The sequence below is a fragment of the Georgenia sp. Z2081 genome, from assembly GCF_055326445.1.
On record NZ_JBUZNK010000002.1, the window covers coordinates 246,158 to 271,484 of the forward strand.

The 25,327-nt window shown below is 72.4% G+C and carries 24 protein-coding genes; 12 read left to right on the plus strand and 12 right to left on the minus strand.

The features are described from left to right. Positions 1-8 precede the first annotated feature (8 nt). Complete coding sequence (locus tag ACZLKG_RS05460; RefSeq protein WP_463648186.1) at positions 9-647, minus strand: HD domain-containing protein; 639 nt, start codon at positions 645-647, stop codon at positions 9-11. A 65-nt stretch (positions 648-712) separates the two neighbouring features. Here ACZLKG_RS05460 and ACZLKG_RS05465 point away from each other — a divergent pair, with 65 nt between their 5' ends. After that, positions 713-1,312 (plus strand): SDR family NAD(P)-dependent oxidoreductase, encoded by a 600-nt coding sequence (locus ACZLKG_RS05465; RefSeq protein ID WP_463648187.1) that lies wholly within the window; start codon positions 713-715, stop codon positions 1,310-1,312. 57 nt (positions 1,313-1,369) lie between these two features. Here the strand turns inward: ACZLKG_RS05465 and ACZLKG_RS05470 are convergent, their stop codons facing one another. Beyond that, on the minus strand, positions 1,370-1,579 hold the full coding sequence (locus ACZLKG_RS05470) for a type II toxin-antitoxin system VapB family antitoxin (protein ID WP_425709045.1): 210 nt from the start codon (positions 1,577-1,579) through the stop codon (positions 1,370-1,372). A gap of 91 nt (positions 1,580-1,670) precedes the next feature. On the opposite strand from ACZLKG_RS05470, the gene recO reads away from it, so the two are divergent. The 6 genes from recO to ACZLKG_RS05500 all read left to right on the plus strand — a co-directional run bounded on the left by recO (position 1,671) and on the right by ACZLKG_RS05500 (position 7,586). Next, on the plus strand, positions 1,671-2,402 hold the full coding sequence (gene recO, locus ACZLKG_RS05475; protein ID WP_425709044.1) for a DNA repair protein RecO: 732 nt from the start codon (positions 1,671-1,673) through the stop codon (positions 2,400-2,402). Then, the gene (locus ACZLKG_RS05480; RefSeq protein WP_425709043.1) at positions 2,399-3,187 is read left to right on the plus strand and encodes an isoprenyl transferase; all 789 of its coding nucleotides are present in this window, start codon (positions 2,399-2,401) and stop codon (positions 3,185-3,187) included. Before recO ends, ACZLKG_RS05480 begins: the two co-directional genes overlap by 4 nt. Positions 3,188-3,407: 220 nt before the next feature. After that, positions 3,408-4,592, plus strand: a complete 1,185-nt coding sequence (locus ACZLKG_RS05485) for an iron-siderophore ABC transporter substrate-binding protein (RefSeq protein WP_425709042.1) — start codon at positions 3,408-3,410, stop codon at positions 4,590-4,592. A gap of 110 nt (positions 4,593-4,702) precedes the next feature. Continuing rightward, the gene (locus tag ACZLKG_RS05490; RefSeq protein WP_463648218.1) at positions 4,703-5,668 is read left to right on the plus strand and encodes a FecCD family ABC transporter permease; all 966 of its coding nucleotides are present in this window, start codon (positions 4,703-4,705) and stop codon (positions 5,666-5,668) included. Next, on the plus strand, positions 5,665-6,774 hold the full coding sequence (locus ACZLKG_RS05495) for a FecCD family ABC transporter permease (protein ID WP_425709041.1): 1,110 nt from the start codon (positions 5,665-5,667) through the stop codon (positions 6,772-6,774). Before ACZLKG_RS05490 ends, ACZLKG_RS05495 begins: the two co-directional genes overlap by 4 nt. Beyond that, positions 6,771-7,586, plus strand: coding sequence for an ABC transporter ATP-binding protein (locus tag ACZLKG_RS05500; RefSeq protein WP_425709040.1), 816 nt, complete (start codon positions 6,771-6,773; stop codon positions 7,584-7,586). The genes ACZLKG_RS05495 and ACZLKG_RS05500 overlap by 4 nt, the downstream gene beginning before the upstream one ends. Positions 7,587-7,702: 116 nt before the next feature. Here ACZLKG_RS05500 and ACZLKG_RS05505 read toward each other — a convergent pair whose 3' ends face one another. The 7 genes from ACZLKG_RS05505 to ACZLKG_RS05535 form a co-directional block, all read right to left on the minus strand. Further along, the gene (locus ACZLKG_RS05505) at positions 7,703-8,290 is read right to left on the minus strand and encodes a TIGR03086 family metal-binding protein (RefSeq protein WP_425709039.1); all 588 of its coding nucleotides are present in this window, start codon (positions 8,288-8,290) and stop codon (positions 7,703-7,705) included. Next, a complete protein-coding gene (locus ACZLKG_RS05510) occupies positions 8,287-8,781 on the minus strand; it encodes an SRPBCC family protein (protein WP_425709038.1) in 495 nt (164 codons plus the stop codon). The genes ACZLKG_RS05505 and ACZLKG_RS05510 overlap by 4 nt, the downstream gene beginning before the upstream one ends. Next, complete coding sequence (locus ACZLKG_RS05515; RefSeq protein ID WP_425709037.1) at positions 8,778-9,143, minus strand: ArsR/SmtB family transcription factor; 366 nt, start codon at positions 9,141-9,143, stop codon at positions 8,778-8,780. The genes ACZLKG_RS05510 and ACZLKG_RS05515 overlap by 4 nt, the downstream gene beginning before the upstream one ends. A gap of 98 nt (positions 9,144-9,241) precedes the next feature. Further along, positions 9,242-9,922, minus strand: a complete 681-nt coding sequence (locus ACZLKG_RS05520; protein WP_425709036.1) for a DedA family protein — start codon at positions 9,920-9,922, stop codon at positions 9,242-9,244. 108 nt (positions 9,923-10,030) lie between these two features. Continuing rightward, positions 10,031-10,969 (minus strand): metal ABC transporter permease, encoded by a 939-nt coding sequence (locus ACZLKG_RS05525; RefSeq protein ID WP_463648188.1) that lies wholly within the window; start codon positions 10,967-10,969, stop codon positions 10,031-10,033. After that, the gene (locus ACZLKG_RS05530; protein WP_463648189.1) at positions 10,969-11,739 is read right to left on the minus strand and encodes a metal ABC transporter ATP-binding protein; all 771 of its coding nucleotides are present in this window, start codon (positions 11,737-11,739) and stop codon (positions 10,969-10,971) included. The genes ACZLKG_RS05525 and ACZLKG_RS05530 overlap by 1 nt, the downstream gene beginning before the upstream one ends. A 46-nt stretch (positions 11,740-11,785) precedes the next feature. After that, a complete protein-coding gene (locus tag ACZLKG_RS05535; RefSeq protein WP_463648190.1) occupies positions 11,786-12,844 on the minus strand; it encodes a metal ABC transporter substrate-binding protein in 1,059 nt (352 codons plus the stop codon). Between the two features lie 226 nt (positions 12,845-13,070). Here ACZLKG_RS05535 and ACZLKG_RS05540 point away from each other — a divergent pair, with 226 nt between their 5' ends. The 3 genes from ACZLKG_RS05540 to ACZLKG_RS05550 all read left to right on the plus strand — a co-directional run bounded on the left by ACZLKG_RS05540 (position 13,071) and on the right by ACZLKG_RS05550 (position 18,703). Beyond that, a complete protein-coding gene (locus ACZLKG_RS05540) occupies positions 13,071-14,903 on the plus strand; it encodes a protein kinase domain-containing protein (RefSeq protein ID WP_463648191.1) in 1,833 nt (610 codons plus the stop codon). Positions 14,904-14,992: 89 nt separating this feature from the next. After that, positions 14,993-17,155, plus strand: a complete 2,163-nt coding sequence (locus ACZLKG_RS05545) for a protein kinase domain-containing protein (RefSeq protein WP_463648192.1) — start codon at positions 14,993-14,995, stop codon at positions 17,153-17,155. Between the two features lie 159 nt (positions 17,156-17,314). Next, complete coding sequence (locus tag ACZLKG_RS05550; RefSeq protein WP_463648193.1) at positions 17,315-18,703, plus strand: glycine--tRNA ligase; 1,389 nt, start codon at positions 17,315-17,317, stop codon at positions 18,701-18,703. A 93-nt stretch (positions 18,704-18,796) separates the two neighbouring features. On the opposite strand, the gene ACZLKG_RS05555 is transcribed toward ACZLKG_RS05550, so the two are convergent. Next, positions 18,797-19,366 (minus strand): GNAT family N-acetyltransferase, encoded by a 570-nt coding sequence (locus tag ACZLKG_RS05555; RefSeq protein ID WP_463648194.1) that lies wholly within the window; start codon positions 19,364-19,366, stop codon positions 18,797-18,799. Positions 19,367-19,401: 35 nt separating this feature from the next. On the opposite strand from ACZLKG_RS05555, the gene ACZLKG_RS05560 reads away from it, so the two are divergent. After that, on the plus strand, positions 19,402-20,037 hold the full coding sequence (locus ACZLKG_RS05560; protein ID WP_463648195.1) for a TetR/AcrR family transcriptional regulator: 636 nt from the start codon (positions 19,402-19,404) through the stop codon (positions 20,035-20,037). Positions 20,038-20,329: 292 nt separating this feature from the next. Further along, complete coding sequence (gene dusB / locus ACZLKG_RS05565) at positions 20,330-21,520, plus strand: tRNA dihydrouridine synthase DusB (protein ID WP_463648196.1); 1,191 nt, start codon at positions 20,330-20,332, stop codon at positions 21,518-21,520. 452 nt (positions 21,521-21,972) lie between these two features. Here dusB and glpK read toward each other — a convergent pair whose 3' ends face one another. After that, positions 21,973-23,493, minus strand: a complete 1,521-nt coding sequence (gene glpK, locus ACZLKG_RS05570) for a glycerol kinase GlpK (RefSeq protein ID WP_463648197.1) — start codon at positions 23,491-23,493, stop codon at positions 21,973-21,975. 127 nt (positions 23,494-23,620) lie between these two features. After that, on the minus strand, positions 23,621-25,309 hold the full coding sequence (locus ACZLKG_RS05575; RefSeq protein ID WP_463648219.1) for a glycerol-3-phosphate dehydrogenase/oxidase: 1,689 nt from the start codon (positions 25,307-25,309) through the stop codon (positions 23,621-23,623). Positions 25,310-25,327: the final 18 nt, after the last annotated feature.

A 25,327-nucleotide genomic window follows, 5' to 3' on the forward strand; every position in this document is an offset into this window, starting at 1 on the left:
GATCGCGGTCACTCGGGCCAGGCGGAGCCGCGGATGGTCTCCACGAAGTCGATCCGCTCGAAACCGGGCAGGCAGTGGGCGAGCACGTCGGCCTTGACGTTCCCGAACGTGGTCTCCGGCCGGTCCTGGAGCCCCTCGGTGAACGCGGCCAGGATCTGGTTCTTGAAGTCCGGGCGCGGGTGGGCCGCCACGACGGCCGCGCGTTGCTCGTCGGTGATCGCGTCGTAGCCGACACCCAGGACGTCGAGCTCGACACCGCGGGTGACCAGCGCGATCTCGGGAGCCATGTGCAGGGGGATCTCCGGGGTGGTGTGCAGCGCGATGGCTGTCCATACCCGGTCCGCGGCCTCGCCGTCGACGCCGTACCCGCGAAGGAAGCGGCGGGCCTCGTCGGCGGCGTCGATCTCGAAGCGCTGATCCGTCCGGCGGTAGGTCTCGGTGAGGCCGAGGTCGTGAAACATGGCCCCGACGTACAGCAGCTCGGGGTCGTGGTTCAGTCCCTGGTCCTGGGCGCGCAGGGAGCCGAAGAGGAACACGCGTCGGCAGTGGTGGTAGACGACGGGAGTGGCGACGTCGCGGACGAGCTGGGTGGCGTCCTTCGTCATCGTGCTGTCGGGGATCTCGATACCGGCGATGGTCTCGGTCATGAGGTGCCGCCTCTCGTGGCCGTCGTTCGGTGGTCCTCCTCCATCCTGCGTCCGGGCGTCGGGAGGTGCGACCCGGGTGGGCGGTCGGTCGTGCGGAGCGTTCGCTGCTCGTCGAGTCCGAGATCCGCGCCGCGGGCCTCGACCTGACGGCGAACGACGCGGACATCTCGAGCCTCGACCCCGATGTCCTCTTGGAGACGTTCCGCGCGAACCTGGTCGGCATGTTCCTCGTGACCAAGCACGGGCTCCCGACGATGCTCGACCAGGGCGCGGGCAGCATCGTCAACATGGCGTCCGTGTCCAGTATGGCGGGCGAGTCGTCGCTGAGCGCGTACGGCATGTCGAAGGCGTCGGTCATCCACTTCACGAAGCAGGTGGCCGTGCAGTACGGGAAGCAGGGGATCCGCTGCAACGCGATCGCGCCTGCCTTCGTCAACACGCGTAACAACAAGCAGTACGCCTCGCAGGAGTTCGCCGACGTCTATCTCCGTCACATGGTCTCTACGAGCGGCGCGGAACCCCAGAACATCGCCGACGTCGTCGTGTTCCTCTCCTCCGACGAGGCCGCGCTCGTCAACGGCCACGTGATCCCGGTCGACGGCGGCATCACGGAGGTGTCGCCGATCGTGGCGGACGTGCGGGAGCTGGGTGGGCACACCGCCTGACTCGCGGTGCCGCGTGCAGGGGCGCCGATCGTGGCGACCCTGCACGCAGCACCAGAATCACTGACGAGCCACGCGGTCGGTCCGCATCGGCCGGAGGTCACGTTCCCGGCCGGTTCCTTCGAGCGACAGCATCTCCGTGCGGCTCATCACCGGTCCGACGAGCCGGCGAAGTGCCAGATCGACCGCCTCACTCTTGGTCCGCACGTCGTACCTGCGCATGACCTCAGCGATCAGGTCGTCGTCCAGGTCGAACGTTGTACGCGCCATACCCCCAGCCATGCACCTCGCGTGATCGATACGCGCGGTGCGTGCCGTGGTGGTCCTCCGGTATGTCGGGCCGAGGGGGGAGAATGGACCGGTGAGGCTCTACCGGGACGAGGCGGTGGTCCTGCGCTCCCACGACCTGTCGGAGGCGGACCGCATCGTCACCATGCTCTCGCGCGAGCACGGCCTGGTGCGCGCCGTCGCGAAGGGCGTGCGGCGCACGAGCTCGCGGTTCGGCGCGCGGCTCGAGCCGTTCACGGTCGTCGACGTCCAGCTGCACCGCGGCCGCAACCTCGACACGGTCACGCAGGTCGAGACGATCGCTCCCTACGGGCGCTCGCTCGCCGCCGACTACTCGTTGTTCACGTCCGCGACCGTGATGGTCGAGACCGCGACCCAGCTCACGCAGGCGGAGGAGGTCCCGGCGCCGCAGCAGTACATCCTGCTCGTCGGCGCCCTGCACGCGATGAGCATGCGCCGGCACGCGGCAACCCTCGTCCTCGACTCCTACCTGCTGCGCTCGTTGGCGGTCGCCGGGTGGGCCCCCAGCTGCTACGACTGCGCCCGCTGCGGGACCGAGGGGCCGCACCGCGCCTGGTCCACGCAGATGGGCGGTGCGATGTGCTCCTCGTGCCGGCCCCCTGGGTCGGCCTCGCCCGCGGAGGAGACGATGACCCTGCTCGGTGCCCTGCTCTCCGGCGACTGGCCCGTCGCCGACGCCTCCGTGTCACGCCACCGCACCGAGGCGTCCGGCCTGGTCGCCGCCCACCTGCAGTACCACCTCGAGCGCCGGCTGCGCTCCCTGCCGTTCGTGGAGCGCGCATGACCTCGCCCGTCCCGCCGCCGTCGCACCCGTCCGGTGCCCGTCCGCCCGCGATTCCGCGCGAGCTCGTGCCCGCGCACGTCGCGGTCATCATGGACGGCAACGGCCGGTGGGCGAACGCCCGCGGGCTGCCCAGGACCGAGGGGCACGCGGCGGGGGAGGCGTCGCTCCTCGACGTCGTGGCGGGTGCGATCGAGATCGGCGTGACCCACATCAGTGCCTACGCGTTCTCCACAGAGAACTGGAAGCGCTCGCCCGCCGAGGTCCGCTATCTCATGGGCTTCAACCGGGACGTCATCCGCAGGCGACGCGACGAGATGCACTCCTGGGGCGTGCGGGTGCGGTGGGCCGGACGCCGGCCGCGACTGTGGGGCTCGGTGATCCGCGAGCTCGAGACCGCCGAGGAGATGACCCGACGCAACACCACCGCGACGCTGACGATGTGCGTCAACTACGGTGGCCGCGCCGAGCTCGCGGACGCCGCCGCGGGCCTCGCCCGGGACGTCGCGGCGGGGCGGGTCAACCCCGATCGGGTGACCGAGCGGACCCTGGCCCGCTATCTCGACGAGCCCGACGTCCCGGACGTCGACCTCCTGTGGCGCACCGGCGGGGAGCAGCGGACGAGCAACTTCCTGCTGTGGCAGTCCGCCTACGCCGAGCTCGTCTTCACCGACGAGGCCTGGCCCGACGTCGACCGACGCTCGCTGTGGCGCGTCGTGGAGGAGTATGCGCGCCGCGACCGGCGGTGGGGCGGGGCGGTCGACGCGGCGGCCCGGCCCGGCGGCTGACAATCGTTCGGGGAGCATGGGCGCCCGGGCTGTGGGATTCCGAGCGCAGGACCGGGCCGAGTGAATCGCCGGCTCGGCCCCCCGCCTATGGGGTGGATCACGCAGGTAAGGCTTGCCTGATCTACTGTGCGTCGGTAACTTTTCGACACGCAAACCTAGCGTAATGCGCGGGCGTGGCGTCGTCAGGCACCGCGCCCGCCCCGAACGAGAGCTGGTCCACTTGCGTCACCACCGATTCCGCGTCCTTGCTGCTGCCACGGTCGCGGTACTGACCCTCGCCGCCTGCGGCGGCTCCGACGAGTCCTCCGACGACGCGACGGGCGAGCCGACGACAGAAGAGAGTGATGACCGGCCGGCGGTGGGCGACGAAGAGTCCGGCTCGGAGTCCGCCTCCGACGACGCCGAGTCCGGCTCCGAGAGCGCGTCCGGCGACGGCGGCGACGACGCCGCGGACGACTCCGGCGATGCGGGCGCCACTGGTATCTCCGGCGCCGAGCTGCCGATCGAGATCGAGCACGCCTTCGGCACCACCGTGATCGAGGAGGTCCCCGAGCGCGTGGCCACCGTCAACTGGGCGAACCACGAGGTGCCGCTCGCCCTCGGCGTCGTGCCCGTCGGGATGGCCTCCGCGGACTTCGGCGACGACGACGGCAACGGCATGCTGCCCTGGGTCGAGGAGGAGCTCGAGACCCTCGGCGCCGAGCCGCCCGTCCTGTTCGACGAGACCGACGGCATCGACTTCGAGGCCGTCGCCGACACCCAGCCGGACGTCATCCTCGCCGCCTACTCCGGGCTCACGCAGGAGGACTACGACACGCTCACCGAGATCGCGCCCGTCGTGGCCTACCCCGAGACCGCGTGGGGCACCTCCTGGCAGGACGTCATCACCTACAACGCCGCGGGCCTCGGCATGGTCGAGGAGGGCGAGGAGCTCATCACCGAGCTCCAGGGCGAGATCGACGAGACCGTCGCCGCGCACCCCGAGCTCGAGGGCGTCTCGACCATGTTCATGACGCACGTCGACGTCTCCGACCTCAGCACCGTGAACTTCTACACGGCCAACGACACCCGCGCCGCCTTCTTCGAGGACCTGGGCCTGAGCACGCCGGCCGCGGTCGAGGAGGCCTCCGCCTCCGGTGAGTTCTCCGGCTCGATCAGCGCCGAGCAGGTCGACATGTTCGAGGACGTCGAGCTCATCGTCACCTACGGCGACCAGGAGCTCGTCGACACGCTCGAGGCCGACCCCCTGCTGTCGCAGATGCCGGCCGTCGAGTCCGGTGCCATCGTCTTCCTCGACGGATCCGGCCCGATGGGCACCGCGGCGAACCCCACGCCGCTGTCCATCTCCTGGGTCCTCGAGGACTATGTCGCGCTTCTCGCAGAGGCCGCAGCCGGGTCCCAGTGACCCAGGCCCCCGCCCGCGAGGAGGCCGGGGGGACTCCATCCTCCTCACCCGGTGCCGGGCCGGACGTCGGCGTCCTCCGCCGTCCGGCCCGGACGCGCCTGCTCTGGCTCATGGTCGTGCTCGGCGCGGTCGTCGTCCTGACGATGGCGTCGGTCGCGATCGGCTCGCGCAGCGTGACGGTGCCCGAGATCGTCGCGGGGATCATGGGCTCGACCGACTCGATCGGCGAGGCCGCCGTCTACACGCGCGTGCCGCGCACCTTCCTCGCCCTGCTCGTCGGGGCCGCGCTCGGCGTCGCGGGCGCCGCCATGCAGGGCGTCACCCGCAACCCGCTCGCCGACCCCGGGATCCTCGGCGTGACGATGGGTGCCTCGCTCGCCGTCGTCGTCGGCATGGCCTGGTTCGGCCTGTGGACCCGGACGGGCATGATCTGGACCGCCATCCTGGGGGCCGGCCTCGCGGCCGTGTTCGTCTACGTCGTCGCCTCGGTCGGCCGGGGCGGCGCCACGCCGCTCACCCTGGCCCTGGCCGGCGCGGCCACCTCCGCGGCCCTCGCCTCCTTCATCACCGCCGTCGCCCTGCCGCGCGGCGACATCGCCGGCAGCATCCGCTCCTGGCAGGTCGGCGGCGTCGGCGGGGCCAGCCACGAGGCCACGGCGCAGGTGCTGCCGTTCCTCGTCGTCGGCCTGCTCGTGTGCCTCGCCTCGGCACGCAGCCTCAACTCGCTCGCCCTGGGCGACGACGTGGCGGCGGGCCTCGGCGTCCGGGTCGGCGTCACGCGACTGGTGGCCGCCGTGGGCGCGGTCGTGCTCACCGGGGCGGCGACGGCCGTCGCCGGACCGATCGGGTTCGTCGGCCTCGTGGTCCCGCACCTGTGCCGGCTGCTCGTGGGCGTCGACCACCGCTGGCTCATGCCGTTCTCCGCCCTGACGGGGGCCGGGCTGCTCGTGGCCGCGGACGTCCTCGGCCGCATCGTCGCCCGCCCCGGCGAGATCGACGTCGGCATCATCACCGCGATCGTCGGCGCCCCCGTCTTCATCGCCATCGTCCGCCGCACGAGGATCCGCGAGCTATGAGCGCCCTCGCCGAGAACGCAGAGGTCCGGACCGCACGCCGGACCGGCTCTGCGGACCACCCGACCCGTCCGCCGTCCGACGACGCCGTGGCAGCGCTCGCCGCCGCACGCCGACGTCGCGCGCGCCGTGGGCTCGTCGTGGCGCTCGTCCTGCTCGCCGTCGTCGTCGGGCTGTGGTGCGCGTCCCTCGTGGTCGGCCGTACGTTCTACCCGCCCGCCGACGTGTGGCGCGTGCTGACGGGGGAGGAGGTCCAGGGCGCGAGCTTCACCGTCGGACGGCTCCGCCTGCCGCGGGCGACCCTCGCCGTCGTCGCCGGCCTGTGCCTGGGACTGGGCGGCGTCACCTTCCAGACCATGCTCCGCAACCCGCTCGCGAGCCCGGACATCATCGGCATCAGCGCCGGCGCGAGCGCGGCCGCAGCCTTCGCGATCATCGTGCTCGACCTCGACGGCGGGCAGGTGTCGGTCGTGGCCGTCGCTGCGGGTCTCGGCATCGCGGTGCTCATCTACCTGCTGTCCTACCGCGGCGGGGTGGCCGGCACCCGGCTCGTCCTCATCGGCATCGGCGTGGCGGCGATGCTCGACTCCGTGACGAGCTACCTGCTGGACAACGCGGCCCAGTGGGACCTCCAGGAGGCCATGCGCTGGCTCGTCGGCAGCCTCAACGGCACCACGTGGTCCGCCGTCGTCCCCGTGGCGATCGCCCTGGCCGTCCTCGGCCCGGTGCTGCTGTCCCGGGGCCGCAACCTCTCCGCCCTGCAGCTCGGTGACGACGCGGCCCGCGCCCTGGGCGTGCGGGTCGAGCGCACGCGCCTGACCCTGGTCGTCGCGGCCGTCGGCCTCATCGCGTTCGCGACCGCCGCGGCCGGCCCGATCGCGTTCGTCGCCTTCCTGTCCGGCCCGATCGCGGCGCGCGTGGTGGGGCCGGGGCGCTCCCTGCTCGTCCCTGCCGCACTCGTCGGCGCGGTCCTCGTGCTCGTCGCCGACCTCGCCGGGCAGTACGCGTTCGGCACGAGGTTCCCCGCCGGCGTCATCACCGGCGTCCTCGGGGCGCCGTATTTGGTATATCTCATCGCACGCACCGACCGGGCCGGAGGCTCCCTGTGACCGACCGACAGCTCACCGCCGACCACGTGTGGGTCGGGTACCGCGACCGCGGGGTCATCGAGGACCTCAGCCTCGCGGTCCCGCCGGGGCGGATCACCGCGATCGTCGGCGCCAACGCCTGCGGCAAGTCGACCCTCCTGCGCGCGATGTCCCGGCTGCTCGCCCCCAGCCGCGGCCAGGTGGTGCTCGACGGGAAGGACGTCCACCGCATCCCCGCCCGCCGCCTCGCCCAGGTCCTCGGCCTGCTCCCGCAGACCCCCGTGGCGCCCGAGGGCATCACGGTGGCCGATCTCGTCGGTCGTGGCCGGCACCCGCACCAGGGCATGCTCGCGCGCTGGAGCGAGGCCGACGACCGGGCCGTCGCCCGTGCGCTCACCGCCACGCAGACCGTCGAGCTCGCCGACCGCCCCGTCGACGAGCTCTCTGGCGGCCAGCGTCAGCGCGCGTGGATCGCCATGGTGCTCGCCCAGGAGACCGACGTGCTCCTCCTCGACGAGCCGACGACGTTCCTCGACGTCTCCCACCAGGTCGAGGTCCTCGACCTGCTCACGGACCTCAACCTCGAGCGCGGCACGACGATCGTCATGGTGCTGCACGACCTCAACCTCGCCGCCCGCTACGCGGACCACCTCGTGGCGGTGGCCGGCGGGCGCGTGCACGCCGCCGGAAGCCCGGAGCAGGTGCTCACGTCGGAGTGCGTCGAGTCGGTGTTCGGGATCGGCTCGACGATCGTTCCCGACCCGGTGACCGGGCGGCCCCTCATGGTGCCGATCGGCCGGCACCACAACGGTCCGGAGCAGCTGTCGGCCTGAGCGTCACGCACCGTGCGGCGTCGAGCACGACCGTGCGACGTCGAGCATGACCGTGCGACGTCGAGCTCGACCCGGCACGGTCCAGGTGGGCGAACGGGAGCGTCGGCGGCAATCCGTTACCGGTCGGCGGGCGGCTCCCACGCCGGGTCACGTCCGATGAACCCGACGAGCCGGTCCTGGGCGGAGGCGTCGCCCGGCACCGGCACCGGGGGGCCGTACTGGCCCGACGAGCGCAGGACGTCCTCCATCTGCGCCATGCCGGCGAGCAGCGACTCCGACAGCTCCGCGTCGAGCCCGGGCTCCTGGCCGGTGGCCCGAGCGAGGTCCCACGTGTGCATGAAGACGTCGCCGACGTAGAACCGGCTGATCGCCCCTGGGAGCGGGACCTCGCCGAAGTTGGGGTTGATCAGGACCTGGTCGGCCGAGGCCGGGTCGTCGAGGATCGCCTGGACGGCCCGGCGCTGGTGGTGCCACGCGCCGGCCGGGTCGATGTCCGCGTCCGGGCCCTCCGGCAGCGCCGGACCGCCGGACGCGGCGAGCATGGTCGGCAACCAGGTCGTCAGGTGCCCGACGACGTCGCGCGCGGCCCAGCCCTCCACCGGGGACGGCGCATCCCACGCGCCCGGCGCGACGCCGTCGACCACGGCGGAGAAGCCTGCCGCCACCTGTCGGTGAAGGTCCGCGGGAGCATCGTCGTCCCTCACGTGGCGCCCTCGGCGAGCAGCTCGTCGAGCTTCTCGAAGCCCTCGACGACCCCGACCTCCATGCCGGAGGCGAGCATGGCGTCCCGGATCTCCATCGAGTCGACGACCGAGAGCAGCGTGAGACGCGTGCGCCCGTCGCCGATGTCCTCGAACGTGCCGGTCTCGAGCGAGACCCCGTCCGGGAAGCCTTCGAAGGTGAACGTCTGGACGATGCGCTCGTCCTTGCGCACCTCGTGGAACGAGCCGTAGAAGCGGTACCTCTCGTCACCGTCCGCGTTCGAGTACCGGTAGGCGCCGCCGGTGGTGCAGTCCCAGTGCTCGATCTCGGTGGTGAGCGAGCGGGGGCCGATCCAGCGCGCGAACAGCTCGCGGTCGGTGTAGGCGCGGAAGACCTTCTCGACCGGGAAGTCGAGCTCGCGGACGATCCGGATCGTCGGCAGGTCGGGGTTCGCCTCGATGGTGGTCTCGGGGTGGTGGATCTGCGTGGTCATGATGCCTGCTCCTTCGTGGTTGCTGCGTGTCGGGTGGTGTCGTCGTCCATGGCAGCCAGCACCTCCTCGAGACGCTGGAATCGTTCCTCCGCCGCTCGGCGGTAGCGCTCGATCCACTTCGTCATGAGGGAGAGGACCTCCGCCTCGAGGTGGGCCGGTCGGCGCTGCGCCTCACGGGTGCGCGAGACCAGTCCGGACTCCTCGAGCACCTTGAGGTGCTTGGAGATCGCCTGGACCGAGACCGCGTGGGGCTCGGCGAGCTCGGTGAGCGTGGCGTCGCCGTCCGCGAGCCGGGCGACCATCTCGCGCCGGGTCGGGTCCGCCAGCGCCGCGAACACCTTGTCGAGCCTGTCGTCCTGCACGCGCACTCCTTTGTCAACCGTATGGTTGAAGAAGACGCTAGGGGTGTGCAGGGGCCGCTGTCAACCACAAGGTTGAGTAAGGCGCGCGGGCGGCTGCGTCAGGAGGCCGCGGCGTTCTCGTCGACGTCGACCACGGCTTCGGCACCGTCCAGGTCCGTGGTCTGGTTCCGAGTGGCCGGCGTGCTCGCCACGGCGCCGTCCAGGGCCGTGGTCTCGGTCCGAGCGGCCGGTGCGCTCACCACGGTGCCGGCCTCGGTCTCGAGCGTCGCCCCGGTCGTCGGAGTCGCTGTCCGCCGCCGCAGCCTGTGGGCGACGAACGTCGCGACCAGGAGGACGACAACGGCGACGATCACCGCGATCCCGAGCGGCGATCCGGCCGCGGCGGCGATGACGGCGCCCCAGACGGCGAATCCGATCGTCGAGTAGATCGCCGCCCACGCGAGCGAGCCGGGGATCTGTGCGAGCGAGAACTTCCACCAGGCGATGCGCAGGATTCCGGCGCCGGCCATGATCATCGACTGGAAACCGACGGTGAGATAGCCGAGGGGGACCATCACGAGGCCCCAGCGGCGCAGGGCATCGATCCCTCGCTGCGGCCCCTCGCCGGAGAGCCAGCCGTGCGCCCGCAGCTGCCAGCCCTTCGTCGGGCGGGTGTGGTTCACCGTCAGGTGGGTGGCCCACCGGCCGAGCCAGTAGATCGACTGTCCGCGCAGCGTCGCCCCCGCGTAGAGGAAGGCGAAGACGACCCAGAAGGGCCATCCGCTGAGGAAGTCGGGCACCCGGTCATTGTCACCCGTCGAGCCGCCCACCGGACGCCGACGTGAGGAGATCCACCGCCGCAACGCCGACCCGGTCAGCCGGCAGCCGGTGCCGCGTCGCCGACCCGGTCAGCCGGCAGCCGGTGCCGCGTCGCCGACCGTGACGTCGTCGTCGTGCTCGGGGTGCGGGTCCCGCGGAGCCTCGCGGCGGCGCCTGCGCGCCTCCACCACGGGGTGCGCGACCGCCGCCAGGGCGTAGGCCCCGATCGCGAGGACGACGATCGTGGCGCCCGGCGACCACGGCCGCACGTAGGTGACGACGAGCCCGGCGACGGTGACGACCAGGCCGATCCCCATCGCGAGGCGCATGGTGCCGGCGAACGACCGCGTGAGCTGCTGCGAGGCCGCCACCGGCACGATCATCAGCGCGGAGACGAGCAGGACGCCGACCACGCGCATCGACACGGATACCGTGAGGGCTGCCATCACCGACACGAGTGCGGACAGCAGCCACGTGGGCAGGCCCGACGACCTGGCGAGCTCCTCGTCGTGGCACAGGGCGAACAGGGCGGGTCGCAGCCCGACCCCGACCCCGATGACGACGACCGCGAGCACGAGCGCGAGCCACATGTCGAGCGAGGACACCGTCGCGATCGAGCCGAACAGGTAGCCGGTGAGGGTCGAGCTCGACCCGCCCGAGATCGTGATGATGAGGACGCCACCCGCGATGCCGCCGTAGAAGAGCATGGCCAGCGCGACGTCGCCGGACGTCCGGCCGCGGGCCCGGACCAGCTCGACGAGCAGCGCCCCGGCGACCGAGGCGACGATCGCCCCCGGTACCGCGAACCGGTCGATCGGGGAGACGCCGGTGAGCGACCCGACGAGCCAGCCGAGCGCGACGCCCGTGAGCGCTACGTGACCGATGCCGTCGCCGAGCAGCGCGAGCCGGCGCTGGACGAGGTAGGTGCCCATGACCGGGGCCGCGACCCCGACGAGCACCGCCACGACCAGCGACCGGCGCATGAGCGGGCTGCCGAGCATCTCGCTCAGCGTCTCGACGATCCCCATCAGATCGCCCCTCTCGGTGCGGGCAGCGGTGCACCCGGCTCGAGGACGGCCCTTGCAGGTGCGTCCTCGGTGGTGTCCTCGTGGTGGTGGTGACGGTGGTCGGGCTCGTCGTGCCCGGGGGCCGGCGGTGGTGGAGCGCCGTCGTGCACGACGGCCCCGTGGCGAAGGACGACGGCCCGGTCGAGGAGGGGGGCCAGCGGGCCGGGCTCGTGCAGCACGACGACGACGGCGCCACCCCGGGCGGTGAAGTCGGCGAGGAGGTCGGTGGTGGCCCGCTGGGACGCGGAGTCCATCGCGGACAGCGGCTCGTCGAGGACGAGCAGGTCCGGGTCGCGCACGAGCGCCCGTGCAACCAGGACCCGCTGCTGCTGGCCGCCGGAGAGCACGTGGACCGGGTCGTTCCCGCGGTCGTCGAGGCCGACGCGTGCGAGGGCCGCCCGCGCACGCGCGTCCGCACCGCTGCGCGGTCGCCAGCGCCAGCCGGCGAGTTCGCCGGCGGCGACGACCTCGCGCGCCGTGGCCGGCACGCCGGAGCCCGCGGAGGCGCGCTGCGGCACGTACCCGAGGCGCGCCCACGGGACGGAGCGCCGGCGTCCGGCCATGTCCCGGCCGTAGAGACGGACCGCGCCGGACGTCGGTCGGCGCACGCCGACGATCGATCGGACGAGCGTCGACTTGCCCGACCCGTTGGGCCCCATGAGGGCGACGCACTCACCGGCTGTCACGGTCAGGGACACGCCACGCAGGATGCGCTGGCCGTCGATCGTCACGCGAACGTCGTCGACCTCGAGGGGTCGGACGGAGGTGGGGGGCGCCTCAGCCACACTGCTGTCCGGTCGCGAGGGCGTCGATGTTCGCCTGCATGGCGTCACGGTAGTCACCGTCGGCGGGCGCGATCTCGAGCGGATCGATGACCTGGACGTCCGCGCCCGTCTGCTCGGCGACGGCGCGCACGGCGTCGTCGGGCGCGTTGGCGTCGCGGTAGATCGCCGTGGCACCCGACTCCTCGACGAGCGCCGAGAGCTCGGCGATGCGGGCCGGGCTGACCTCGGTGCCGCCGTCGATCCCGGCGAGGCCGGTCTCGACGAACCCGTGCGGGGCGAGCAGGTACCCGTAGGCCTGGTGCCCGACGACGACGGTCTCCACCGAGCAGCTCCCGAGCCGGTCGGCGATCTGCTCGCGCAGGTCCTCGAGGTCGGCGACCACGGCGTCGAGGCCGTCCGCATAGGCGTCGGCGCCGTCGGGGTCGATCTCCGTCAGCCGGTCCGCGACGGTCTCGGCCAGCGCGATCATCCGTTCCGGGTCGAGCCACACGTGCGGGTCGAGCGCGCCGTGGTCGTGGCCCGCGTGGTCGTCGGCCGCGCCGTGGTCCGAGTGGTCGTGACCTTCGGCGTCGTGGGAGTGGTCGTCGGCCGCGTGGTCGTCGGCCGCGTCGGCGTGGGAGTGGTCGTGGCCCTCGTCCTCGTCGTCGTGGTCATGGGCGTCGTCGCCGCCCTGCTCCGCGAGCTCCTCGGGCGCGAGCGGCTCGGTGGGGCCTGCGGCGTCGAGCACGGCGCCTTCTCCGAGCTGGCCGACGGCGTCGTCCATGGCCGCCTGGTACTGCGGCAGGTGCACGACGAGGTCGGCCTGCTCGAGATCGACGACCTGCGCGGGTGCGAGCTCGAGGGAGTGCGCGTCCGCGCCCGGCGGGGTCACGTTCGTCACCGCGACGCGCTCGCCGCCGACCTGCTCCACGAGCCACTCGAAGGCGTACGCGGCGGTGCCGACCTCGACCGCCGCGTCGTCGTCGGGGTCCGCGCCGGAGCAGCCGGCGAGCACGAGCGCAGCCGCGGCGGACGCGAGAACCACGCGGGAGGGACGGAGCATGAGACTCATTCTCATGAGGCTCGAGAACGGGTGTCAATCTGACGGACCGTCGTGTGTCCGACCTCTCCGCCTCCGGCCGCCGCACCGATCGGGCCCCGTCGCCCCCACATGCCACCCGCCCACGGGCCCTGCTGCCCGACCTCCCCGCCTGCGACCTGCGGACCTGGTCGCTACCCTGTCCACGATTCAATCGCCCGCGCACGCGGGCGCCCTCGGAGCACGGAGAAGAGGCTGCATGTCCGGTCGGCCGCTCGGCAGCCGATACACGCTCGATCGGGAGATCGGCCGCGGGGCCGTCGGATCGGTCTGGCGCGGTCACCGCACCGACGACGGGACTGTGGTCGCGATCAAGCGGCTGCGGGCGGAGGTGGCCGAGGACCTGGAGATCGTCCGCCGCTTCATCCAGGAGCGGACCCTGCTGACGAACGTCGTGCACCCGAACGTGGTGCGGGTGCTCGACCTCGTGGCCGAGGGCAGCACGCTCGCCATCGTCATGGAGCTGGTCGACGGGGGAGACCTGCGTCAGGAGATCGACCGGCGCGGGACGCTGACGCCGGCTGACACCGCCGCGTACGGGGCGGGCGTGGCGCGCGGGCTGGCGGCGATCCACGACGGCGGGGTCGTCCACCGTGACGTCAAGCCGGCCAACATCCTCCTTGAGCGCACCGAGCACGAGGTGGTGCCGAAGGTGACGGACTTCGGCGTCGCCCGCGTGACCCACGGCGAGATCACCGAGGCCACGAGCGCGACGATGGTGGTCGGGACGCCCCTGTACATGGCGCCCGAGGTCATCCACGAGCGCACGCCCACCCCGGCGAGCGACGTCTACTCGTTCGGGATCCTGCTCTACCGGATGCTCACCGGCATCACCCCGTTCACGGGCGACGGCGGGACCTACGGGGTCATGCGGCGCCAGACCGAGATGATGCCGGGGCGCCCGGACGGACTCCCTGACGAGCTGTGGCACGTCATCGAACGGACCCTCGCCAAGGAGCCCGAGGCGCGGCCCGACGCCGCCCGGCTCGCCGACGAGCTCGACGGCCTGGTCGCCCCCCTCGCCGACCTTCCCGCCCGCACGCGGCTCGTGCACCCGCCGACGGGGACGCCGTCGTCCGGCTCACGTCCGTCCGGTGCGCCGTCGCCCGGCACGGACCTGGCCCGGACCTCGTCGGCGAGCGGCATGCGCGAGCCCGTCCCCGAGGACGCGGACGAGGCGACGGTCCTGCGGGAGCCGTCCGGGTCCGTCCCCGCGGCAGCCACGCGCCTTCCGGTGCGCGGCACGGTGGTGCAGGCGCCCGACGACGCGCCCGTGCGCAGCCGCCGACGCCTCGTGACGCCGGCGGTGCTCGCTCTGGTGGTCGTCGCGATCGTCGCGCTGGGCGCCGTCTGGCTCACCCGGTACCTCGACGAGGCCGAGCCGGGCCCGACGCCGAACCTGTGGGGCATGACGCTCGAGGAGGCGGAGGAGGAGCTGGGCGACGTCGACGTCGTCGTGGAGGACGGTCTCGCCGACTCTCACGAGGTCGGCACCGTGATGAGTCAGTCGCCCCGTCGCGACGAGCAGCACGACGGCGAGGTCGAGGTGACGATCGCCCGGGAGAGCGCCCGCCGGGGCGTCGAGGACCTCGACCCGCTCACGGGCGAGGAGTACTCCGGGTTCGAGGAGGAGGCCGTCGACATCGGCGACGACTCGTTCCTGCACGGCGTGACCTCCGAGCCCGGCGAGCCGTCGGGGAGCTGGGGCTGGGACCTCGACTCCGGCTTCCACGTCTTCCGTGCGACCCTCGGGCGGTGGCCCGCGAGCTTCTCCGACCCGGAGGAGCAGGAGAGGTTCGAGTCGCGGGTCGTCGCCGTCGAGGTCACGGGTGACGGCGAGATCCTGTGGAGCGGCTCCGTGACCGTCGACGAGCCGAGGAACGTGACCCTCGACGTCGAGGGGGTCGACGAGCTCGTCATCAGCTGGTCGCTGACGAGCGGGGGCGACTCGACGTCGGCGGCGTTCGCCGTGGGTGACGGCCGCGTGCTCACCCCGCCCGGCGAGCTGCCGGCGCGGTACGGCGACGGCTGAGCCTCGCCGTGGCGGCGCGCCGCGACCGCAGCGGCGCATCGGTACCCTTTCGCCTGAACCCGACCCACACCAGCGAGACTCGAGGATCCATGACGTCACGGCCGCTCGGCAGCCGCTACACGCTCGACCGACAGGTCGGGAAGGGCGCGATGGGCGCCGTGTGGGCGGGGCACCGCAACGAGGACGGCAAGCAGGTCGCCGTGAAGATCCTGCGCTCCGAGTACGCCGACGACGCCGAGATCGTCCACCGGTTCATCCAGGAGCGCTCCTTCCTCGTCCGGGTCGTGCACGGCAACGTCGTCCAGGTCCACGACCTCGTCGTCGAGGGCAGCACGCTGGCGATCGTCATGGAGTTCGTCGCCGGCGGGGACCTGCGCGCCCTCCTCGACGAGCGCGGCACACTCCCGCCCGGCGAGGCCGCCTGGTACGGCCAGCAGATCGCCCGCGGGCTGGCGGCCATCCACGAGCGCGGCGTCATCCACCGCGACGTCAAGCCCGGCAACGTCCTGCTCGCCGAGGGGACCGACCACGGGACGATGGTGCCCAAGGTGTCGGACTTCGGCGTCGCCCGCGTGACCCAGGCCCTGCACTCCACCACCTCGACGGCGATGCTCGGCACCCCGCTCTACATGGCTCCCGAGGTGATCGAGGAGGAACCACCCGGGCCGGCCACGGACATCTACGCGCTCGGCGTCATGCTGTACGAGATGGTGGTCGGCGTGACCCCGTTCGCGGGTCCCGGCGGGACGTACGGCGTGCTGCGCCGTCACTCCGAGAATCTGCCCGGCCGGCCGGAGAACGTCCCGGACGGACTGTGGAGCGCCATCTCGACGATGACGGCCAAGAACACCGGTGACCGGCCGAGCGCCGACGACGTCGCGGAGGAGCTCGGGCATCTCGCGGAGGAGCTGCGCGGTCTTCCCGCCCTCGGCAGGATCACCACGCCCCCGCCCGGCCCGGCCGCGCCGCGGACGATCGACGACGACGGTACCGTCGCCCTCGGACGCCAGGCGGCGACCGCCGCGACGGGCGGGGACGCGACGCGACAGGTCGATCCCGCCGTCCTCGAGCCGGGCGGCACGGACGCGACCCGGGTGGCGCCGCCGGCCGGTCCGGGAGTGAACGGTGGCTGGCCCGGGACGAACGGTGGCGCCCCGGGGACGAACGCCGACGGGCCGGGCGTCAACGCCGGTGGGCCCGGGGCGAACGGCTTCGGGTTGTCGGGTGGTCCCGGCGGAGCGGGCGGCGCACCGTTCGCGGGACCGACGACGCCGGGTGGCGCGTACGGGACCGGGTACCCGGGAGCAGGGGCGCCCGCCCAGGCACCGCACGGCGTCGGACCGGGTGGCTCGGACCCGTACGCCGGGTCGATGAACCCGTACGCGCAGAGCCCCGACGGCGCAGCATCGGCCGCCACGGGGGCGTACCCCGTGCGGGGACCCGGCGGTCCCGCGGGAGCCGGTGGCACCGGTGCGCAGGCAGCTTCGGGACGTCCCGGAGGTGCCGGCGCGGCAGCGGGGAGCGGCCGCAGCCGGCTGCCACTCGTCGTCGGGGGAGTGGTCCTGCTGCTGCTCCTCGCCGGGGCTGTCTGGTTCTTCTTCCTGCGCGCCAGCGAGACGCCCGACCTCTCGGGCCAGACGGTCGAGCAGGCGCAGACCGAGCTCGGCGACGGCACCGAGATCGTCACCACCGACGCCCTGTCCGACGGCGAGACCGTCGGCACGATCGTCGGCCAGGTGCCGGCCGCGGGAGAGGACCACGACGGGTCCGTCGAGGTCGAGGTGGCGCGCCCGAGCACGCGGCTGTACCTCGACGACCTCGACCGGCCCGACGAGGGCGACTACGGGTTCCCGTCGACGGAGGCCACGCGGATCGCGGGCGCCGACTACCCGTACAGCATCCTGTCCAGCTCCACCTGGGAGGACGGCGCCTTCGGCTGGGCGCTCGACGGTGGCTTCCAGACCTTCCGGGCGACGATCGGGCGCTGGGAGGACCCCGAGGTCATGCCCGAGGACCTGGCGGCATACGAAGCACGAGTGGTTCGTGTCCAGGTGATCGGGGACGGCTCGACGCTGTGGAGCGGCGAGGTCACGCTCGAGGAGGACGTCGAGCTGGACCTCGACGTCACCGGCGTCGAGACCCTGGCGGTCAGCTACACCGCGACCGACGGCGGCCCGGCGACCCTCGCCATCGGTGACGGGCGGGTGCTCGCGGTGCCGGACGAGGTGCCGACCCGCTACCAGGACCAGTAGCCGCGGGGCGGGTCGTCGCAGGCTGGGGCCACCGACCGGACCTCGCCACCGACCGGACCCCGGCACCCGGGGGTCGGCCGTGCGTCTACCGTGGGCACGTCCGCACCACCCGGGTGCGGCTCGAAGGCCGGGCACCGCCCGGCAGAACCTGGAGACCACATGGCCGCCACCGCACTCGACAACGTCATCTCGCTCGCCAAGCGACGGGGCTTCGTGTTCCAGTCCGGCGAGATCTACGGCGGTACCCGCTCCGCCTGGGACTACGGACCCCTCGGCGTCGAGCTGAAGGAGAACATTAAGCGCCAGTGGTGGCGGCAGATGGTGACCTCGCGCGACGACGTCGTCGGCATCGACTCCGCGATCATCTTGCCGAGCCAGGTGTGGCACGCCTCCGGTCACGTCGGCGTGTTCACCGACCCGCTCACCGAGTGCCTCGAGTGCCACAAGCGCTTCCGCGTGGACCAGATGCAGGAGGAGTACGCCGAGCGCAAGGGGCTCGACGACCCCGACGCCGTCGCGATCACCGACCTGCCCTGCCCGAACTGCGGCAACCGCGGGAAGTGGACCGAGCCGCGCGACTTCAACATGATGCTCAAGACCTACCTCGGCCCGATCGAGGACGAGTCCGGCCTGCACTACCTGCGGCCCGAGACCGCGCAGGGCATCTTCGTCAACTTCTCCAACGTCATGACCTCCGCGCGCCGCAAGCCGCCGTTCGGCATCGGCCAGATCGGCAAGTCGTTCCGTAACGAGATCACGCCCGGCAACTTCATCTTCCGCACGCGGGAGTTCGAGCAGATGGAGATGGAGTTCTTCGTCGAGCCCGGCACCGACGAGGACTGGCACGAGTACTGGATCGAGCAGCGCACGGCCTGGTACATGGGGCTCGGCATCGCGCCCGAGAACCTGCGGCACTTCGAGCACCCGCAGGAGAAGCTCTCCCACTACTCCAAGCGGACCGTCGACATCGAGTACAGGTTCGGGTTCACGGGCAGCGAGTGGGGCGAGCTCGAGGGCATCGCCAACCGCACCGACTTCGACCTCTCGACGCACTCCGAGCACTCGGGCAAGGACCTGTCCTACTTCGACCAGACGAAGGACGCCCGCTGGATGCCGTACGTCATCGAGCCCGCAGCCGGACTCACGCGATCGCTCATGGCGTTCCTCGTCGAGGCCTACACCGAGGACGAGGCGCCGAACGCGAAGGGCGGGGTCGACAAGCGCACCGTGCTCCGGCTCGACCACCGGCTCGCCCCGGTCAAGGCCGCCGTGCTCCCGCTCTCGCGCAACGCCGACCTCTCGCCGATGGCCCGCGACCTCGCGACCGAGCTGCGGCAGAGCTGGAACGTCGACTTCGACGACGCCGGTGCCGTCGGGCGTCGCTACCGCCGCCAGGACGAGATCGGCACGCCGTTCTGCCTCACCGTCGACTTCGACTCCCTCGAGGACCGGGCCGTCACGGTGCGCGACCGGGACACGATGACGCAGGAGCGCGTCTCGCTCGACCAGGTCTCGGGCTACCTCGCGCAGCGCCTCGTCGGCGCCTAACGCCACTCCTGGCGAGTGAGGGGACTTCTTCTCACGAGTGAGGGGATTCTTCCGCGAGTGAGCGGAATTCCGCCTGGCGAGTGAGCGCGACGCTCATCCCGCGGCGTCGCCGGACCCCACGTGGTCCGGCGGCGCCGCCAGCCTCAGCTCGTGGTGGATCAGGGGGACGGAGGCGCCGGACGGGGTCCGGTCGACGTCCGTGCGCACGGGGACGAACCCCGCACGTGCGAGCGCTCGGCCGGAGGCGGCGTTGTCCGGCGAGGTCCGCGCGGTCAGCACCGAGAGGCCCGAGTGCTCGGCCAGGGTGCGAGCCAGCGCGAGGGCGCCCGCCGCGTGTCCCTGCCCGCGGGCGTCCGCACGGAGCCAGAAACCGACCTCGCCGGTCGTCGTCGTGACGCCGAACAGAACGAGGCTGCCGACGAGGAGATCGTCCGGGTCGACGACGGCGAGAACCGCGAGGTCACCGCGGGCGAGTCCTGCGGGGACGACGTCTCGCGCGATCCGGGCCACCGACGCCGTCGTGTAGGTGGGCTCGGGCAGGTACGCCCACCTGGTCACCGCCTCGTCGCGCGTGCCCTCCGCGTAGCGTGCGGCGTCCCGTTCGGCGAGCGGTCGCAGGGCGCGCTGCCCGTCGCTCACGGGGAGTGCACCTGCGTCGATCATCCAAGTAAACTAACACGCAATGTTTAAGGAGCGGGATGGGGTACTGGGACCGGGACCGCACGGTGCGGCGGAGAAGGGCGGTCGACCCGGGGAGGATCGCGTCCGAGTCCGTACGGTTGCTCGACGAGGCGGGCCTGGGCGGCTTCACGCTGCGGGGACTGGCCGGCGCGCTCGGTGTGGCGCCCGCGAGCCTGTACTCCCGGCTGGACAGCCCGGCCGACGCCCATGATCTCGCGCTCGACGACGCGCTCGCCAGTGACGCCGACGTGCAGCAGGCCGTCGAGCACACGGTCGGGGTCCGCGAGCTCGCGCTCGCTCTGTATCGTCACTTGCTGCGCCACCCGTGGGCGATCCACGTGCTCGCCGCGCGTCCGCCGCGGGGCCCGGCGTACCTCGCGCTCTCCGAGGCGCTCGTCGACCGGCTGGAGCGTACCGGGCAGGGCGATCCGCTCGCGCTTTCCTACGCGGTGTCCAACCTCGTGCTGGGCAGCGCGCTCACCGCGGCCGCCGCCCGGGCGGAGCCCGCGACGCACGTCGACGACGACGCGGCCCCGGCATACGCACGCCACCGACGCCGGGCGGTGGTCGATCCGGAGGTCGTGCTCGACACCGTGCTCCGGGCTCTCCTGGTACCGCCGGACGCCGGCGGGTCCGCGCGCCCGAGTCGGTGAGCACCGTCCCAGCCGTGAGCACCGTCCCACCCCGGCCCCCACCGTGGTGCCGCACAATGGAGGGTCCGTCGCACCTGACGGACGCCGAGGACGGACGAGCAGGAGCGGGCGGATGACCGGGACGGTGAGCGAGAGGAACGGGGGCGACCCGACAGGCGAGCCGTGGCACGCGTCGTCGGGGTCCTCGTCGTCGGCGGTTTCCCGCCCGACGACGAGCAGCGGTGCGACGACCAGCACCTCGGCGAGCACTGACCGCACGCTCGACGGCGGATCGGGGCTGCAGGTAGGAGCGGTGCGCGTCGGCGTGCCCGTCGTCCTGGCCCCGATGGCCGGCGTCACCCTGCCCCCGTTCCGGCAGCTGTGCCGCGAGGCGGGCGAGGCGGCGCTGACGCCCGAGCGGCGGGTGAGCGACGCCGTCGGCACGCATGCGCCGGCGGGCCTGTACGTCTGCGAGATGATCACGTCCCGGGCGCTCGTCGAGCGCACGCCGGACACGATGCGCATGATCACGCCGGACCCCACCGACCCCGTCCGCTCGGTCCAGCTCTACGGCGTCGACCCGGTGACGGTCGCGGCCGCCGTGCGGATCCTCGTGGAGGAGGACCGGGCCGACCACGTCGACCTCAACTTCGGCTGCCCCGTCCCCAAGGTCACGCGGAAGGGCGGGGGAGCGGCGCTGCCCTGGAAGGCCGATCTGTTCCGCGACATCGTGCGCGGCGCCGTCGACGCCGCACGCACGGCGAGCAGGGGGCGCGGCCACGAGGTGCCCGTGACCGTGAAGATGCGCATGGGTATCGACGACGACCACCTCACCTACCTCGACGCCGGACGGGCGGCCGAGGCGGCCGGTGCCGCCGCCGTGGCCCTCCACGCGCGCACGCTCGAGCAGCACTACTCGGGCACCGCCCGGTGGGAGGCGATCGCCCGGCTCAAGGAGGCGGTGCGGACGGTGCCCGTGCTCGGCAACGGCGACCTGTGGTCGGCCGAGGATGCCGCCGAGATGATGGCGACGACGGGAGCGGACGGCGTCGTCGTCGGACGTGGGTGCCAGGGTCGCCCGTGGCTGTTCACCGACCTCGTCGCGGCGGCGACCGGCTCGCCCGCCCGGGTGCGACCGGGCCTGCGCGAGGTGACGGGCGTGCTGCGCCGCCACGCGGAGCTGATGGTCGAGCACATCGGCGACGAGGACCGTGCCCTGCGCGAGATGCGCAAGCACGTGGCCTGGTACTTCAAGGGCTACCCGGTGGGTGGCGACGCTCGGCGAGCCTTCGCCCTCGTCTCCACCATGGACGAGCTCGACGCCCTCATCGCTGAGCTGGACCTCGACTCGCCCTACCCGGGCGAGGGCGCCGAGGGGCAGCGCGGCCGGGCCGGCGGACCGAAGCGCGCACACCTGCCCGACGCCTGGCTCGCCTCGCGCGACGTCGACGACGCCTGGGCCGCCGTGCTCGCGCAGGCGGAGCTGTCGGTCTCGGGCGGCTGAAGCCGGCACCGCGGAGTCGGCTCGTACGCGCATGGTGGCGCCGAGCCGACGCGAACCCGACGTGGTGGTGCGGTGACACCCAACCGACCCGTCGCCGCCGAGGTGGTCACGCCCGACCCACGCATCGCCGCCGACCCCACAGTGTCCGTGCCGACCCCGCAGTGTCCGTGCCGACCCCACCGACGGCGGGGCCGGGCTCGGCGTCGGAGGTGTGGGGTCGATGGTGAGGTGTGGGGTCGGCGCCCGACCGGTGGCCTCGACGTCGGTACGCAGCCTCGGCGTCGAAGCCACACGCTCGAGGACGGCTCGGCTGCTCGCCGCCCACACACGCACACGACGCGCGAGGGGCACGCGGTCGTGATGACCGCGCGCCCCTCGCCATCGGAGATTTCCCCTCAATCGTGGGAGAGAGTCCCCTCACTCGCGGGAAAGAATCCCCTCACTCGTGGTGATCAGTTGACGTCCTCGTCGACCCACTCGAAGGTCTTCGTCACGGCCTTCTTCCACAGGCGGTAGGTGCGCTCCCGCTCGGCCTCGTCGAGCTGCGGCTTCCAGCGCCGGTCCTCGGCCCAGTTGTCGATGACGTCCTGCTCGCCCTTCCAGAATCCGACGGCGATGCCGGCCGCGTAGGCCGCGCCGAGGGCGGTGGTCTCGGCGACGACAGGCTTGACCACGTCCACGCCGAGGATGTCGGCCTGGAACTGCATGAGCGTCTCGTTGGCGACCATGCCGCCGTCGACCTTGAGCTCCGCGAGGGCGGCGCCGGAGTCGGCGTTCATGGCGTCGAGGACCTCGCGAGTCTGGAAGGCCGTGGCCTCCAGGGTCGCGCGGGCGATGTGCCCCTTGTTGACGAACCGGGTCATGCCGACCAGCGCACCGCGGGCGTCCGACTTCCAGTACGGCGCGAACAGGCCGGAGAAAGCGGGGACGAAGTAGGCGCCGCCGTTGTCGTCCACCGTCTTGGCGAGCTCCTCGACCTCGGGGGCCGAGGAGATGATCCCCAGGTTGTCGCGCAGCCACTGGACGAGCGAGCCGGTGACGGCGATCGAGCCCTCGAGGCAGTACACGGCCGGCTGGTCGCCGATCTTGTAGCCCAGGGTCGTCAGCAGGCCGTTCTCCGAGAAGACCGGCTCCGTGCCCGTGTTGATGAGCATGAAGTTTCCGGTGCCGTAGGTGTTCTTGGCCATGCCGACCTGGAAGCAGGCCTGGCCGAACGTGGCGGCCTGCTGGTCGCCGAGGATGCCGGAGATCGGCACGTCGGCGAGCAGCCCCTGCTGGCGGCCCTTGCCGTAGACCTCGGAGGAGGAGCGGATCTCGGGGAGCATCGAGACGGGGATCCCCATGTCGGCCGCGATGTCCTCGGCCCACGTGAGCGTCGTGACGTCCATGAGCATGGTGCGCGACGCGTTGGTCACGTCGGTCACGTGCAGGCCGCCGTCGACGCCGCCCGTCATGTTCCACAGCACCCAGGCGTCGGTGTTGCCGAAGACGAGGTCACCGGCCTCGGCCTTCTCGCGGGCGCCGTCGACGTTGTCGAGGATCCACTTGATCTTCGGGCCCGAGAAGTAGGTCGCGAGCGGCAGGCCGACGCGCGACTTGTACTTCTCCTCGCCCTCGTCGCCGCCGAGCTCCTTGATGATCTTGTCGGTGCGCGTGTCCTGCCAGACGATCGCGTTGTAGACCGGCTCCCCGGTGTTCTTGTCCCACACGACGGTGGTCTCGCGCTGGTTGGTGATGCCGGCGGCGGCGATGTTGCCGGCGTTGAGGGAGGCCTTGGACAGGGCGAGTCCCACGGCCTCACGGACGTTGTTCCAGATCTCCTTGGGGTCGTGCTCGACCCAGCCCGCGCGGGGGAAGATCTGCTCGTGCTCGAGCTGGCCGACCGAGACGATCTGGCCCGAGTGGTCGAAGATGATGGCTCGGGACGACGTCGTGCCCTGGTCGATGGCAAGGACGTACTTCTGGTCGCTCATGGTGGGGGCGTTTCCTTTCGACGGCGATGTCGATGTGCTTCCGGTCGTCGGCGGTTTCCGGCGACCGGTCCTTCGGGGGTTCGACGGCGGTCGGGGGCCGGTGGGCCCCCGACCGCCCGCTCTGGGGTCAGTGTGCCGGATCGATCTCGACGACGGGGACGAGCTGGGGCACCGCCGTGCGCGTGGCCGAGGCCGCCGCGTCGTTGTCGGTCTGCTGGGCGGCGAGGATCGCGTCCGCCTGGTCGACCCAGCTCTGCACCTCGCGCTCGCGCCGGGCGTCGTCCCAGCCGAGCAGGGCGCCCATGACCTCGGCGACCTCGGGGGCCGCCGCCCTGCCGCGGTCCGGAAGCTCGAAGTCGAGCCGGACCCGGTGCAGGAGCATGTCCTCGAGGTGGAGCGCGCCCTCGTGCGTGACGCCGTAGGCGACCTCGGCGCGCAGGTAGTCCGGCGCGTGCTCCAGGGGCGTGGCCAGGGTGGGGTCCGCGTCGATCGTCGCGAGGACGTCCGGGAGCTCGGAGCCGTAGCGCGAGACGAGGTGCTCGGCGCGCTCGCGGCTGAGGTCGTACTGGGCGCTGAGGCGCGGCAGCTGGCGGCGGGTGGCCTCCAGGCCGGGTGCGCCGACCAGCGGGGTGGTCGCGGTGATCGACGGCTTCGCCTTCGCGCGGGCCTTGCCGAGCGCGTGGTCGACCGCGTCCTCGGCCATGATCCGGTAGGAGGTGAGCTTGCCGCCCGCGATGACCGTGAGCCCCGGCTGCGGGTTCGTCACGGTGTGCTCGCGGGAGACCTTGGTCGACTCGCCGTCGCCCTTGTCCACCGGCTGCAGCAGCGGCCGCAGGCCGGCGTAGGTGCCGATGATGTCCTCGCGCGTCAGCTTGTCGGAGAGCACGGCGTTGGCCTGCTCGAGGACGTAGTCGATGTCCTCCGACGTCGCGACGGGGGAGTCGACCTGCTCCGTCCACTTGGTGTCGGTCGTGCCGATCACCCAGTAGCGCTGCCAGGGGATGATGAACAGGACGGACTTCTCCGTGCGCAGGAAGACACCGGTCCGGCCCTTGATGCGCTCCTTGGGCACGACGATGTGGATGCCCTTCGAGGCGAGGACCTGCAGCCCGCCCTCGGCGCCCCCGAGGCTCTCGGTCTCCTCGGTCCACACGCCGGTCGCACCGATGACGTGCTTGGCGCGGACGGTGATCTCCCGGCCGGTCTCGAGGTCACGGACGATCGCGCCGGTGGCCCGCCCGGAGGCGTCGGTGACGATCGACGTGACCTGCGAGCGGCTCGCGGCGTGGGCGCCGAAGCCCTGCGCCGTGCGCACGAGGGTCATGACCAGGCGGGCGTCGTCGACGCGGGCGTCGTAGAAGCGGATGCCGCCGATGAGGGTCTCGGGGTCCAGGCTCGGGACGAGGTCGAGGGCACCCTTGTGCGAGTAGTGCTTCTGCATGGGCACGGTCGCGCCGCGGTTGCCGATGATCGACAACGCGTCGTACATGCCGACGCCGACCGCCGAGTAGCCGCGCTCGATGACGCGCTGCTTGAGCGGCCAGAGGAACGGCTGGGCCGAGACGAGGTGGGGGGCCGTGGTGGTGAGGAGGATGCCGCGCTCGCGCAGCGCCTCCGACACGAGGGCGAAGTTGAGCTGGTACAGGTAGCGCAGGCCGCCGTGGATGAGCTTGGACGACCACTGCGAGGTGCCCGAGGCCCAGTCCCGCATCTCCACGATGCCCGTCGTCAGGCCGCGGGTCGCGGCGTCGAGGGCGACACCCGCCCCGGTGACTCCACCCCCGATGACCAGGACGTCGAGCTCCTTGGTGGCCATCTGCTCCAGAGCGTCCTG